The following is a 13,845-nucleotide window of genomic DNA, read 5'->3' as shown; positions in this document are numbered from 1 at the left end:
GGCATTTATAAAAAATGAAAGGCGCTCTTCGGAGTGCTTTTTTTTGCTCTTATAACAATAAATCTAATTATTAATATTAAAGTTTCAATATTATTTTATATTAATGATTATTGTTCTCGTTTTAAATGATATTCAACAATATAATCTTGGGTGTTTCTATACATTATTGAGTAATTAATATAATCACCATGAATACTGTATGATAATGTGCTGAGCCTTAATATGGGAATGTTATTCTCTATTTTTAATAATTGACAAATATTGTTATCTGGCATGATAGGGTGGAATGTTTCGTAACTTCCCGCTATTTTTATTTGGCAAACATTTTCAATAAAATCAAATTTAGATCCTTCTAAGTGCGTTAATGTTAAATTACTAAAATATTTTACGGGCATATAACTGTCTTCAACAATAAGCGGTTTGTTGTCTACAAAACGTATTCGTCTTGAATAAAATATACGTTCATTTGAATTAATACGTAATTTGCTAGAAATAGATAAAGGGCAGGGAATAACACTAAACTCTACCACTTCGCTTCTTACGTTGTGCCCTGTATTTGCCATTAATTCGACAAAGCCTTTTAGGCTAGCATTTTCATGATGAACATCTTTTTCTTTAATATAAGTCCCTGAGCCATGTTTTCGTTCTAATAATCCTGCAATAACTAATAAATCTACTGCTTTACGTATTGTCATTCTTGATGCGTTGTATTGTTGCGCTAATGTTTTTTCTGCGGGTAGTGGGTCGCCAATTTGATATCCAGCAGAATTTATTTGAATTCTTAGGCTTTTTGCAATGTCTTTATAGATCATTTTTATACCTCTTTTTATTATAAAAATTAGCTTATTCTATTTAATTTATATGAATCTAATCTTTTGATATATAGCATAATCATTTATACCTTTAAAATGTGAACGTTATCAAAAAATAAAAAATGATCTGTCTTTTAACTAAAAAGTAGATCACTTAGTGTGAAAGATTAGTATGAATCAGATCACGAATAGTTCATTTGAGATGAGAGAATAAAGAGAAAAGAATCTAATCTAATTTCACAGAATAAAAATAAATTAAAAAGCGTGTCATTTCAGTAGCAGTAAATAAGAGGATATTTTTATGCTCAGTCAAATACAAAGATTTGGTGGAGCCATGTTTACCCCTGTCCTGCTATTTCCTTTTGCAGGTATTGTTGTAGGCATTGCAATTCTATTACAGAATCCATTATTTATTAGTGAAGATTTATTAAGACCCGATAGTTTATTCGCTCAAATTGTTCATATTATTGAAGAAGGAGGGTGGACTGTTTTTCGTAATATGCCTCTTATTTTTGCAATTGGTTTACCAATAGGTTTAGCTAAAACTGCACAAGCAAGAGCTTGCCTTGCCGTTATGGTGAGTTTTCTCACTTGGAATTATTTTATTAATGCAATGGGAATTGTTTGGGGCTGTTATTTGGGCGTGGACTTTACAAATGAAGTTGGTGGAAATAGTGGTCTTACAATGATTGCTGGTATTAAAACATTAGATACCAGTATTATTGGCGCAATTATTATCGCTGGTATTGTCACGGGTATTCATAATCGTTATTTCGATAAACAACTTCCGGTATTTTTGGGGATATTTCAAGGAACATCTTATGTCGTATTAATTAGTTTTTTTATGATGTTACCGTTAGCGTGGATAACGTTATTTTTCTGGCCTAAAGTGCAAATTGGTATTCAATCTTTGCAAGTATTTATGGTTGAATCAGGCTCTTTGGGTGTTTGGATATATACCTTTCTTGAGCGTATTTTAATTCCTACTGGTTTACATCACTTTATTTACGGACCTTTTATTTTCGGCCCAGCAGTCACTGAACATGGTATTCAAGTTGATTGGGCTCAAAATATGCAATATTTCAGTCAAAGTACCCAATCTTTAAAAGAGTTATTTCCTGAAGGTGGTTTTGCACTACATGGTAATAGCAAAGTTTTTGGTTCTATTGGTATAGCGCTTGCTCTTTATTTTACGGCTGCACCTAAAAATAGAGCTAAAATTGCTGGCTTACTTATACCTTCTGCATTGACCGCTGTATTTGTGGGAATAACAGAACCATTAGAATTCACGTTCTTATTTATCTCACCTCTCTTATTTGCCATTCATGCCGTATTAGCTGCCACACTAGCCACAACCCTCTATCACTTTGGGGTTGTTGGGAATATGGGCGGTGGGATCATCGATAATTTCCTTCCTATGAATTGGATCCCAATGTTTCATAACCATTACGGAATGATTATTACACAGATAGTCATCGGCCTTACTTTTACAATGATTTGGTTTGTGGTGTTTAGAACGTTAATTATCAAACTTAATTTAAAAACACCTGGTCGTGAAGAAGACGACGAAGAGATCAAACTCTATAGCAAACAAGATTATAAAAATAAAAAGTCACAGGCTTCAGATAATTCCAAATCGGCAAAAGAAGACCGAAAGTTGGCACTACCTAAAGGCATTCTCGATGGCTTAGGTGGAAGTGCAAATATCAAATCTTTAAATAACTGTGCAACACGTTTACGCATTGAAGTGATAGATAGCGAACTAGTTGAAACAGATGCCTATTTTAAAGGGCTCGGTGTACATGGTGTGGTGCGCAAAGGTCATGCATTACAAATTATTATCGGGCTACACGTTTCTCAAGTGAGAGACCAAATTGAACAATTAATGAAAGAAGATACACAAAAAATCACCTTGTCGGAGGCTATATAATGAAGAAATTCTCAGTCGTAATTGCAGGTGGCGGTAGTACATTTACACCCGGTATTATTTTGATGCTATTGGAAAATTTAAAGCGTTTTCCATTAAGAGCCATCAAATTTTATGACAATGATGCCGAGCGGCAAGAAACTATTGCTAAAGCGTGTGAAATTATTCTTACTGAAAAAGCACCTGATATTGAATTTTGCTATACCACTGATCCTAAAACAGCTTTTACTGATGTTGATTTTGTTATGGCACATATTCGTGTCGGTAAATACCCAATGCGTGAAAAAGATGAAAAAATTCCTTTACGTCACGGTGTGTTAGGGCAAGAAACGTGTGGGCCTGGTGGTATTGCTTACGGCATGCGCTCTATTGGCGGCGTGTTAGAATTGGTTGAATATATGGAAAAACATTCACCAAATGCATGGATGCTAAATTATTCTAATCCAGCAGCTATTGTCGCTGAAGCTACCCGCCGTTTAAAACCAAATGCAAAAATCTTAAATATCTGCGATATGCCAATTGGTATTGAATCACGCATGGCACAAATTGCAGGATTAAAGTCACGTAAAGAGATGCGTGTCCGTTATTATGGTTTAAATCACTTTGGCTGGTGGACACAAATTGAAGATTTGCAAGGTAATGATTTATTACCCGTTATCCGTAAGCATGTTGCTGAACATGGATATATTCCAAAAGTGGCAGGGGAGCCTGTTGAAGCAAGCTGGAATGATACATTCGGTAAAGCAAAAGATGTGTGGGCATTAGATCCTGATACGATGCCAAATACTTATCTTAAATATTATCTATTCCCTGATTATGTTGTTGAGCATTCTGATCCTAACCATACGCGTGCGAATGAAGTGATGGAGCACAGAGAAAAGAATGTTTTCAGTGCTTGTCGTGCCATTACGGCAGCGGGTAAATCATCAGCGGGTCATCTTGAGATAGATGAACATGCCTCTTATATTGTCGATCTCGCAACGGCGATCGCATTTAATACTCAAGAAAGAATGTTACTGATCGTTCCTAATAATGGATCAATTATTAATTTTGATCCTGATGCAATGGTTGAGATCCCTTGCATTGTCGGAAGTCACGGGCCAGAGCCGTTAGTGATGGGCAAAATTCCATTATTCCAAAAAGGGATGATGAGTCAGCAAGTTGCAGTTGAAAAATTAGTGGTAGAAGCATGGATTGAAAAATCATATTTGAAACTGTGGCAGGCTATTACAATGTCCAAAACGGTGCCAAGTGCGACTGTCGCAAAAGCAATTTTAGATGATTTAATTGAAGTTAATAAAGACTATTGGCCAGAGTTAAAATAGTGATCAATTGACTTGTTGTGTATAAAAAATAACCCTGCGTCTTTGTGAGATACAGGGTTTTGCTTTATTACTAAATCAAAATCAGCAATAAAGTGAACGAATTAAGCTTTATTGTCAGCTTGCGCCTCTACCACAATTTCAACGTCTTCAATTTGAGCAACTTCAGCTTGAGGTTTTGCAAGCAGACCCGCTTCTAGCTCATTTAAACGTTGTTCTAAACGATTAAGTTTTTCACGAGTACGTAATAAGACTTGAGTTTGTACATCAAACTCTTCGCGATTGACTAAATCCAATTTGTTTAATTGAGATTGCAGAACAGTGCGGATTTTTTTATCAATATCATCACCAAAATCTTTAATGCCTTGTGGCAGAACGTTTTGGATTTGGCGCGCGACTTGTTCAAGTTTTTTCGGGTCCAACATGGGGAGTCCTCACAAATAAAATAGAAAGCTGAGGCTAAGTGTAATATGAGGGCAGAGGGAATTAAACCAGATATCAAGATTATTGTTACTTTTTTATTATAAATCGTTAAATAACCGTATGTCATAAAATGATAATGTGATGAAACAAAGATTGTCACCGATTGATGATTGCCTCTTATAATTTTAAAGCGTATAGTTTCACCGTTAATCTCAGGGCGGGGTGTAAGTCCCCACCGGCGGTAGATACCTAAAATTTAGGTAAAGCCCGCGAGCGCTTTGTGTTGCCATTGTAATGCAAAGGTCAGCAGATCCAGTGTGATTCTGGAGCCGACAGTTAAAGTCTGGATGGGAGAGAATAAAATAGCATCAGTAGGATCATTGTATCCATTCCTGTTGTTTCTGCTTGTGTGTTTATTAAGCAGAGATCCACTCCTAAGACTGCCCTGATTCTGGTAACTTTCATTAATTATTGAGGTTTTTTTACCATGAATCAGACGCTACTTTCCGAATTCGGTAATCCATTTGAGCGTGTTGAACTTGCTCTAGAAGCCCTTCGTGCTGGTAAAGGCGTGATGGTGCTCGACGACGAGAACCGTGAAAATGAAGGCGATATGGTTTTCGCAGCAGAAACTATGACCACAGAACAGATGGCGATGTCTATTCGTCATGGTAGTGGCATTGTTTGTTTATGCATTACAGAAGAACGCCGTCAACAACTTGATTTGCCTATGATGGTGGAAAATAACACCAGTCATTTTCATACCGCGTTTACGGTAACAATTGAAGCGGCACAAGGGGTTACAACGGGTGTTTCAGCATCAGATCGTTTAACCACAGTACGTGCAGCGGCAGCTGATAATGCAAAACCAAGTGATTTAAATCGTCCAGGTCACGTATTCCCATTACGTGCTCAACCTGGCGGTGTGTTAACGCGTGGCGGACACACTGAAGCTTCGATTGATTTAGCAACTTTAGCCGGTTTTAAACCTGTTGCAGTGTTATGCGAGTTAACAAACGATGATGGCACAATGGCAAGAGCACCAGAAGTGATCACTTTTGCTAAAAAGCACAATATGCCAGTGTTAACTATTGAAGATTTAGTGGCTTATCGTCTTCGTGAGGAGAAAAAAGCTGGCTGAAATTAACATGTTATAAACGACACTGAAAACACACACACACTTATATCAAGCCACTTAAGGAAACTTAGGTGGCTTTTTTCATATTTTTTGAATAACTATTTCATACTTCTTTGACTATATTTCAAGTAAGAAGGCAGTATGCTTATGTGATAAGAACACTCGCCATAAGAGGTGGTTTATGGAAACAAAAATGATGCCAGCGCTGTTTATTGGGCATGGTAGTCCAATGAATGTATTAGAAGATAATACATATACTCGCCTCTGGTCAAAATTAGGGGAAACGCTTCCTCAACCTAAAGCGATTTTAGTGATTTCAGCCCATTGGTATACCGATGGAACTTATGTAACAGCAATGTCGCAACCAAAGACAATTCATGATTTTTATGGATTTCCACCAGAATTGTATGCAATAGAATACCCAGCGCGAGGCTCAATAGGTTTAGCAGCGCTGATTGAAGATCTTATTGATCCGATTAAATTAAAACTCGATATGGATCAATGGGGATTCGATCATGGAAGTTGGGGAATACTTGAAAAAATGTACCCGAATGCCAATATCCCAGTTGTTCAATTAAGTATTGATGCACGTCAATCGGCACAATGGCATTATGAATTAGGTCAAAAATTAGTTGAACTACGTAAAGAAGGTGTCTTAATTATTGGTAGCGGTAATATTGTTCATAACTTAAGAATGATGGATTGGCAAAACAGTGATGCAGCGCCTTATCCTTGGGCACTTTCGTTTAGTGAAGCAATAGAAAGTAGCTTGCAAAGTGACAAAGAGCCAACTGACCTCTTTACGATTTTATCAACGGAAGAAGGACGATTGTCACATCCAACAGCAGAGCATTTTTTACCCGCGTTATACCTATTAGGTTTAAAACAGGAAGGTGAAAAAGTAACGTTGCTAAATAATGATATCGTTAATAAATCGCTCAGTATGATGACATTTCAAATTGGATAAGATTGTTCAATAAAAACTAATTTATAATATCTAAAGGTCAAATGCACTTTTGTGGAATTTGACCTTTTTTATATTAAATATAATGTATCGACTCATTATATTTCCCTCGTTATTGACCTTTCCAATTTTCTATATAGATATAACAAATAATTTTAACCTTTTGTTTATATTGATTTTATTTTTATTTGGATAAATGTCTGATAAGCTTCATTACTATTCAATGAATGCTTTTTATATTCTATTAAATAAGTCAATTATGTTTTTTTGAATATCTCTAGTTTGATGTTGATAATTATCTGCTCTACACTTATGCACATAAATGATGCGCATAAATGGAGTTTATAATGAAAACATTGGTAATGAGTAAAAAAGATAAACGAGGAGTTAATGTGTATCTAACTGCAAAATTGGTGGATGAAGCGCGAGCGCTTGGAATTAATTTATCAGCAACACTCGATCAAATGTTATCTGATGCAATTCGTGAAAAAAAGCGAGAACAGTGGAAAGCGGAAAACAAAAATGGCATCCAAGCTCTTAATGAATTTGAACAGGAAATGGGGTTGTTTACTGATGATGATGAATATGGGGTTATTTAATGTCTCAATATACGGTATATCGTAATAAATCCCTTAAATCGAAAGAACAGTACCCTTATTTTATTGATATTCAAAATGAGCTACTAAGTGATATTGATTCTCGGGTTATTATACCGATTACCCAGTTATCATATAAGAATTCTCAAGTAGAAATATTGACACCCATTATTGAAATAGATAATCAGAAATATGTTGTTATGACGAAATCTATAACAGTCGTGGCAAAGAATAAGTTAAGAACAGCTGATATCGTGTGTATTAAGCCGGAGATCCATACAGCGATTGTGTCTGCTATGGATATGATTATTTCTGGAATATAGTCATATATTGAAATCATCAAAATGGAAAGATTTTTGCAATAAAAAACACCTTACTGCTTATAAGCAATAAGGTGCTCAATATAATTTTAAGATTTCTATTAATCTAAAATAATATGTGGATAGAAGCGTGAGAGATCTTGAGTGATAAGCTCTCTATCTTCTCTAATACAAATACCTGCGGATTGGTCGTTAACCAACCAACTACCAATTAATGTATAGCTATCACCAAATTTTGGTAGTGGATGGAAATCTTGAACAATAAAGCCTTCTTCACCGTAAGGACCATCTGCAACAGCAATATCTTTGCCATTTTCAACAATACGAATATTTGCACCTTCACGTGAAAACAGTGGCTTGATAACATAACGTGATAATGAATCAGGTGCTTTACCATCATAAAAATAAGCAGGTAGCAGATTTGGGTGATTAGGGAACATCTCCCAAAGCATTGGCAGTAATGCTTTATTCGAGATAATACTCTTCCAAGATGGCTCCAACCAACGAATTCCCGCATCAGCTAACTTAGTTGAGAAGTCTTCGCGGAACATAAATTCCCAAGGGTAAAGCTTAAACATATTGCTGATTATCTGATCTTGCAGATCAGTCAACTCACCACGTTCACCTAGACCTAGATCTTCAATAAACACAAAGTCAGTTGTTACTTCGGCTTCTTCAGCACAATCTTGTAAATATTGAACCGTACCGCGATCTTCTTCAGTATCTTGGCAACAAGACATATGCAGATAACGCATTCCATATTGATCACGAAGCTCTGCGAATCGATCAATTAACTTCTCTTGAATGCTATTAAATTGATCGGCATTTTGCGGTAAACGACCTGCGTTGACTTGATCTTCAAGCCAGATCCATTGGAAAAAAGCAGATTCATACAGCGATGTTGGCGTATCTGCATTATTTTCTAACAGTTTTGCTGGGCTTTTGCCGTCATAGGCTAAATCAAGACGTGAATAGAGCGAAGGTTGAGATGATTTCCATGAATCACGTACAAAATCCCAGCAGTGACGAGGAATTTGAAAACGAGTCAGCAACTCTTCACTATTAGCCACTTTATCAGCGACCTGTAAGCACATCTGATGCAACTCTTCTGTTGTTTCTTCTAACGTTTCAACCTCTTCCATTGAGAATTGATAATAAGCATCTTCAGACCAATAAGGCTCGCCATACATTGTATGAAAATTAAAGCCAAATTCAGTGGCTTTTTCACGCCAATCTGGGCGCTCAATGATATTTTCGCGTTTCATGGTTTTAATTAACCACCTGAACGATAAGAAGATGAACCGGTTGAGCTACGGTTATTATTTGTTGCACTGGTACGTTGAGCCGCTGCTTGTCTCGAAACTGTATTACCAAAGCCGCCACGAGTTACTGTCGAGGTTGTTGATGGTTTTGGTGTCATGGCTGTTTTTGGTACGTTCATTTGACGACCACCAACTGCAGGACCATAGTTACGGCCTGTTGCGTCCACAAATTTACCATTCGCAGGGCTTGTTGGATTACGTGAACTAAACAGAGGTTGTGCTGGCGCCCCACCACCCATTAGGCGACCCATCATATAACCCGCCATTAATGGCATAAAGAAGCTACCACCAGAGTTAGCTTGGGCCATTTGTGAGCTGTCTGGGCTTAAATTATTTGCATTTTCGGTACTAACAGGCTGTCCATCGATAGACGCTGTTTGTGTACATTGTGCATCACCAAATTCAGCTACGCAGTCTTCTAATGTTGCATATTTCGGTGCTGTACGCTGTGCTTCTTGCAATGCAGTGCGATAAGAGTCTTCGCACTGTGCCGCTTGTGAAGGATTCGCTTGAGCACATTCTTGTGCATTCATATACAGTGAAACTGTCTCATCGCTCTCTTCACATCCTGAAAGCGCGAATACAGCAGTGATGGCGATTGCAACAGGCGCCAGACGATAAGGACGAAATGCTTTACGGAAAGCATCACGATTAATCGATTTGGTACGTTTCATTGGCATATTGATAAGATCCATAAAAGGTAAAACGTTCAAAATAAAAGCTAGGATAGGTTAAATAGTCTAGAAAATAAATAAGAAACGCCTAATCATCAGGGATAACCAGAAATTTGTGATCTTTATAAGGTTAAGAGTAATGAAATTAGGTAAATCCTCTCTTTTTAACCTAATTGTAATTAAGGTATTTGTTAATACAAGAATATAGATATTGCTGAGATCTTAATTTAAGCCATAACACAATATCTTATGCGGAGAGGATGTATAAAAAAAAACCGCTTATCAGTTTATCGCTGAAAGCGGTTTTTTATAAGTGACTAAATTCTTAATTCACGATCAAGGCGCAACGTTAAGAGCAGGGCTTGTTAACGAGCGAATAATGCTATCTGGTGAAGTAGAAACTTCTGCACCTAGTGCATTATTTAACTGAATTAAGTCATTTTCATTTAATGTACCACGCGCATATTCAATATTTAATTGGTTAATTAAATAGTCATAACGTGCGTTGGATAATTTCTGTTTTGCATCATAAAGCGTTGTGGTGGCATTCAACACATCAACAATAGTACGAGTACCTACTTGATAACCCGCTTCAGTTGCATCTAATGAACTTTGCGCAGAAACAACAACTTGTTGATACGCTTTAATGCTACTGATTGATGCAGAAATATTGTTATAAGAAGAACGCGCGATTTGGACAATAGAACGATAAACCGATTCTAATTGTTCGCTTGCACTCGTAAAACCATATTGTGCTTGTTCAACTTGTGAGCTTGTTTTGCCGCCGGTATACAGAGGGATACTAACAGATAGACCAATACTATTTTGACCACTGTAACTATTGCGACTATTACCCGCTGTTGCTGGTGGTAATGCGCTACCGTGGCTATGGCTATTGGACACACCCGTTGATGCATTTAAATCTACTGTTGGTAAGTGACCTGATTGTGCTAAACGAATATTTTCGCGCGCTAAATCTTGACCTAAACGTGCGCTTAATAAACTTAAGTTACGTTCTTCAGCATCTTTTAGTAGTTTCTCAATAGAGTCTGGTGAAGTTGTTGAAAAACGGCTGATGTTTAGTGATGCTAGATTAATGTAATAGATACCACTTACTTGGCGTAGTTTTTCTAATGCATTATCTAATTGATTTCGGCCAGCCACTTCTTGTGCCAGTACGCTATCGTAATTTGCACGCGCATTTTGTACGTCAGTAATAGCCACTAAACCTACGTTAAAACGTTGAGTTGTTTGATCTAACTGACGGTAAACTTGCTCTTTTTGCGCTTCAATAAATGATAATGAATCGATAGCACGCAAAACATCAAAGTAAGCGGTCGCGGTGTCTAAAATCAGTTTTTGCTGACTTGTTTGGTAAGTCACATCGCTCATGCCCGCTGTTTTTTCTTGAATGTTTAATTGGCGCCATAACGCCATGTTAAACACACTTTGAGTCAGCGTTAAACTTGCACCAATAGCGTTGGACTCGGTGTTGCTATTATCACGGTAGCCACTTTTATAATCTGCGGATGCGCCTAATCCTAATTGTGGTAATAATGAGCCACGAGCTTCATTAATTTTTTCAAAAGCTTGATTTCGTTCAGCTAATGACTTGCGTAACTCAGGGTTACTGTCCTTTGCTTTTTGATAAACTTGAAGCAGATCCTCAGCCTGACTTGCAGTGCTGAATCCTGCCAAACTCATCGTGACCAAAAGAGAGAGCAGTTTTTTCATTTTAATTCCTTGTTGCAACAGTTTCGCTGAGTTGCCTCTGTTAATCTTGATTGGGGATAATTCTAGCAGATTGTTTCCCTAACTAGGGGTAGCCATTTGTGCCATATCCTTTTATTTTAGATTAACTTTACATGAATTGTTGGCAAATTTCTTTAAATCTGTATTAAACGTAAGCAATAAAAAGACTCTTAAATGTAACTTAAGGAACATTGTATGAAGAAAAGGGAAAATACACCATTTTTATACGGTCGTGAAGATGTGAAATTGCTCAATCAAAGAGATTTATACAAAGGCTTTTTCCGCATGACCGAATATCGCTTTAAACATCGCCTTTTTGAAGGTGGATGGAGTGAGGAAGTTAAGCGAGAGGTTTTTGAACGAGGCAATGCAGGTGTTTTGCTTGCTTACGATCCCAAACGTGATGAAGTGGTGTTAATTGAGCAAATTCGTATTCCTGCGTATGAAACCAGTGATACACCTTGGTTGCTTGAAGTGGTTGCGGGCATGGTCGAACCAGGAGAAAGTCCAGAAGATGTTGTTAGACGTGAAGCCCAAGAAGAAGCGGGTGTTATTGTTGGACGATGTGAACCTATTGTGAGTTATCTTTCAAGCCCCGGCGGTACGAGCGAAAGAATGCATGTTTACGTTGGTGAAGTTGATGCAACAACAGCAAAAGGTATTCATGGATTAGCGTGTGAGAATGAAGATATTCGTGTTCATGTTGTTAGCAGAGAACAAGCTTATCTTTGGGTTGAAGAGGGGGTTATTGACAACGCAGCATCCGTTATCGCGCTTCAATGGCTACAACTTCATCATGTTGCGTTAAGAAAGCGTTGGTCGATAATTTAATACATTAATCAATCTTTAAAGGATGTTTTTAGTAATATTATCAAGTAGAGTAACTATCTCTAAGTGTACGATATCAAATGAATTAAATTGTAAAATGAAGTGAAAAAAACGTGATTGAAAGCGAGAATATTTCTCACTAATCTTTTGAAATGTGTATTGGTTGGCAGATCTTTACTACGAAAATACGTTAACATAACGGCTAATGAGAGTGAAACAAGGAAACCTTTTGGAAAGCCAGCTTGAATTATCGGTGAAACACAAAAACACCGTAAGAATATTACAAATCACAGACACCCACCTCTTTGCTAATGTGGAAGATACTCTGCTGGGTATAAATACCTATCGTAGCTACCATGCGGTATTAAATACGATTAGAGAGCAGGGTCTTGATGTTGACTTGATTGTTGCGACAGGTGATTTAGTTCAAGATCAAACCTTTGAAGCTTATCAGCATTTTGCTGATGGCATTGCAACGCTGACACCTCCTTGTGTTTGGTTGCCGGGTAATCATGACTATCAACCTGCAATGATTGATGCTTTAAATCAGGCAGGAATTTTGTCAGCTAAACAAGTGTTGATTGGTGATAATTGGCAAATGCTGTTATTAGATAGCCAAATTCAAGGCGTTCCTCATGGTGAGTTATCAGATTGTCAGTTAGATTGGCTAACACGCTGTCTCGAAAGTCAAAAGCACAGAGATACGATTATCTTGTTGCATCATCATCCTATGCCTTCAGGGTGTACATGGTTAGATCAACACAGTTTAAGAAATTCTCAAGAATTGGCAGAACGTTTAAGAAATCACTCTCAAGTCAAAATGATGCTTTGTGGCCATATTCACCAAGAAATGGATGAAATGTGGAATGGCATTCGTTTGTTGGCAACGCCTTCTACATGCATTCAGTTTCGCCCTCATTGTACGAATTTTACATTAGATACTGTTTCTCCGGGCTGGCGCTATTTGGAAATGTCACTTTCATCTGATGAGAAGGGCAAAATTGAAACACAAGTTTACCGTTTAGCGGGCACTGAATTTTGTCCTGATCTTGATGCGGATGGCTATTAAGTTATGCCTCGTATTCTTTACTTGCATGGCTTTAATAGCTCACCTCAATCAGCAAAGGCACAGGCTTTTCGTCAATGGCTTGAAGGAACACATCCTGAAATTGAATTGTTAGTACCTCAACTGCCACCTTATCCTCAAGAAGCCGCTCAGCTAATTGAAACGTTAGTTAAAGAGAGTACAGATGACAAGCTTGGATTAATTGGCTCATCATTAGGTGGCTATTTATCTATTTGGCTATCTCAACGTTTTAATTTACCCGCTGTTGTTGTTAATCCTGCGATACGTCCTTTCGATCTTTTGCAAGATTTCTTGGGTGAGAACGAAAATCCTTATACACATCAAAAATATAAGCTAGAACCTCATCATATGGATGAGTTGCTTGCTTTGCGTATTCCTGCAATTACCTCACCAGAACTTATTTGGTTGCTTCAACAAACTGGAGATGAAATACTTGATTATCGTCAAGCTGTCTCATATCTTGGCGCGTGTAGGCAAACCATAGAATCGGATGGAAACCATGCTTTTGTGGGTTTTGAACGTTTTTTTCCGAAAATTATTCAATTTTTAAAGATAATTTAGCCTTTCGGTCGATTAACCTGTAAAACGTAGGTTGATGTATCTAGCCGAAAATTAATATCATATTGCCGCCAACACCTGTTATTATAAACAGTATTTTTCTAACAGCGAACCGCAGATTA

The 13,845-nt window shown here is 37.4% G+C and carries 14 protein-coding genes and 1 riboswitch; of the genes, 9 read left to right on the top strand and 5 right to left on the bottom strand.

Features of this window, described 5'->3' with window-relative positions; genetic code table 11:
- Positions 1 to 107 precede the first annotated feature (107 nt).
- On the bottom strand, positions 108 to 812 hold the full coding sequence (locus ACNART_RS11400) for a GntR family transcriptional regulator (protein WP_198632361.1): 705 nt from the start codon (positions 810 to 812) through the stop codon (positions 108 to 110).
- A gap of 301 nt (positions 813 to 1,113) precedes the next feature.
- Between ACNART_RS11400 and ACNART_RS11395 the strand changes: the two genes are divergently transcribed.
- Positions 1,114 to 2,742 carry an alpha-glucoside-specific PTS transporter subunit IIBC gene (locus ACNART_RS11395; protein WP_368927794.1) on the top strand — a complete coding sequence of 543 codons (1,629 nt, stop codon included), beginning with the start codon at positions 1,114 to 1,116 and terminating at the stop codon, positions 2,740 to 2,742.
- The gene (locus ACNART_RS11390; RefSeq protein WP_349442856.1) at positions 2,742 to 4,064 is read left to right on the top strand and encodes a 6-phospho-alpha-glucosidase; all 1,323 of its coding nucleotides are present in this window, start codon (positions 2,742 to 2,744) and stop codon (positions 4,062 to 4,064) included. Before ACNART_RS11395 ends, ACNART_RS11390 begins: the two co-directional genes overlap by 1 nt.
- Before the next feature lie 101 nt (positions 4,065 to 4,165).
- Here the strand turns inward: ACNART_RS11390 and ubiK are convergent, their stop codons facing one another.
- The gene (gene ubiK, locus ACNART_RS11385) at positions 4,166 to 4,486 is read right to left on the bottom strand and encodes a ubiquinone biosynthesis accessory factor UbiK (RefSeq protein WP_198620759.1); all 321 of its coding nucleotides are present in this window, start codon (positions 4,484 to 4,486) and stop codon (positions 4,166 to 4,168) included.
- Between the two features lie 202 nt (positions 4,487 to 4,688).
- Positions 4,689 to 4,847, top strand: a riboswitch (FMN riboswitch).
- A gap of 124 nt (positions 4,848 to 4,971) precedes the next feature.
- Between ubiK and ribB the strand changes: the two genes are divergently transcribed.
- The 4 genes from ribB to ACNART_RS11365 all read left to right on the top strand — a co-directional run bounded on the left by ribB (position 4,972) and on the right by ACNART_RS11365 (position 7,505).
- The gene (gene ribB / locus ACNART_RS11380) at positions 4,972 to 5,625 is read left to right on the top strand and encodes a 3,4-dihydroxy-2-butanone-4-phosphate synthase (protein ID WP_023582768.1); all 654 of its coding nucleotides are present in this window, start codon (positions 4,972 to 4,974) and stop codon (positions 5,623 to 5,625) included.
- Between the two features lie 178 nt (positions 5,626 to 5,803).
- Positions 5,804 to 6,589, top strand: a complete 786-nt coding sequence (ygiD, locus tag ACNART_RS11375) for a 4,5-DOPA dioxygenase extradiol (protein WP_198620760.1) — start codon at positions 5,804 to 5,806, stop codon at positions 6,587 to 6,589.
- Positions 6,590 to 6,933: 344 nt separating this feature from the next.
- Positions 6,934 to 7,185, top strand: coding sequence for a type II toxin-antitoxin system CcdA family antitoxin (locus ACNART_RS11370; protein ID WP_368927793.1), 252 nt, complete (start codon positions 6,934 to 6,936; stop codon positions 7,183 to 7,185).
- On the top strand, positions 7,185 to 7,505 hold the full coding sequence (locus ACNART_RS11365; RefSeq protein ID WP_198626205.1) for a CcdB family protein: 321 nt from the start codon (positions 7,185 to 7,187) through the stop codon (positions 7,503 to 7,505). The genes ACNART_RS11370 and ACNART_RS11365 overlap by 1 nt, the downstream gene beginning before the upstream one ends.
- A 98-nt stretch (positions 7,506 to 7,603) precedes the next feature.
- Here the strand turns inward: ACNART_RS11365 and ACNART_RS11360 are convergent, their stop codons facing one another.
- The 3 genes from ACNART_RS11360 to tolC all read right to left on the bottom strand — a co-directional run bounded on the left by ACNART_RS11360 (position 7,604) and on the right by tolC (position 11,232).
- On the bottom strand, positions 7,604 to 8,767 hold the full coding sequence (locus ACNART_RS11360; protein ID WP_109373065.1) for a glutathionylspermidine synthase family protein: 1,164 nt from the start codon (positions 8,765 to 8,767) through the stop codon (positions 7,604 to 7,606).
- A gap of 8 nt (positions 8,768 to 8,775) precedes the next feature.
- Positions 8,776 to 9,504, bottom strand: a complete 729-nt coding sequence (locus ACNART_RS11355; RefSeq protein WP_072070058.1) for a DUF1190 family protein — start codon at positions 9,502 to 9,504, stop codon at positions 8,776 to 8,778.
- Between the two features lie 330 nt (positions 9,505 to 9,834).
- Positions 9,835 to 11,232, bottom strand: a complete 1,398-nt coding sequence (gene tolC, locus ACNART_RS11350; RefSeq protein WP_109373066.1) for an outer membrane channel protein TolC — start codon at positions 11,230 to 11,232, stop codon at positions 9,835 to 9,837.
- Between the two features lie 213 nt (positions 11,233 to 11,445).
- Between tolC and nudF the strand changes: the two genes are divergently transcribed.
- The 3 genes from nudF to yqiA all read left to right on the top strand — a co-directional run bounded on the left by nudF (position 11,446) and on the right by yqiA (position 13,726).
- A complete protein-coding gene (nudF, locus tag ACNART_RS11345; RefSeq protein WP_198620761.1) occupies positions 11,446 to 12,081 on the top strand; it encodes an ADP-ribose diphosphatase in 636 nt (211 codons plus the stop codon).
- A gap of 226 nt (positions 12,082 to 12,307) precedes the next feature.
- Positions 12,308 to 13,147: a 3',5'-cyclic-AMP phosphodiesterase gene (gene cpdA / locus ACNART_RS11340; RefSeq protein WP_109373068.1), complete on the top strand. Its 840-nt coding sequence runs from the start codon at positions 12,308 to 12,310 to the stop codon at positions 13,145 to 13,147.
- A 3-nt stretch (positions 13,148 to 13,150) separates the two neighbouring features.
- On the top strand, positions 13,151 to 13,726 hold the full coding sequence (gene yqiA / locus ACNART_RS11335; protein WP_198620762.1) for an esterase YqiA: 576 nt from the start codon (positions 13,151 to 13,153) through the stop codon (positions 13,724 to 13,726).
- Positions 13,727 to 13,845: the final 119 nt, after the last annotated feature.

This window comes from Proteus sp. LHD240705, from assembly GCF_047921555.1.
Taxonomy (GTDB): domain Bacteria; phylum Pseudomonadota; class Gammaproteobacteria; order Enterobacterales; family Enterobacteriaceae; genus Proteus.
The sequence above is the reverse complement of the archived record's forward strand: the minus strand, read 5'-3'. Positions and strand labels throughout refer to the sequence as shown.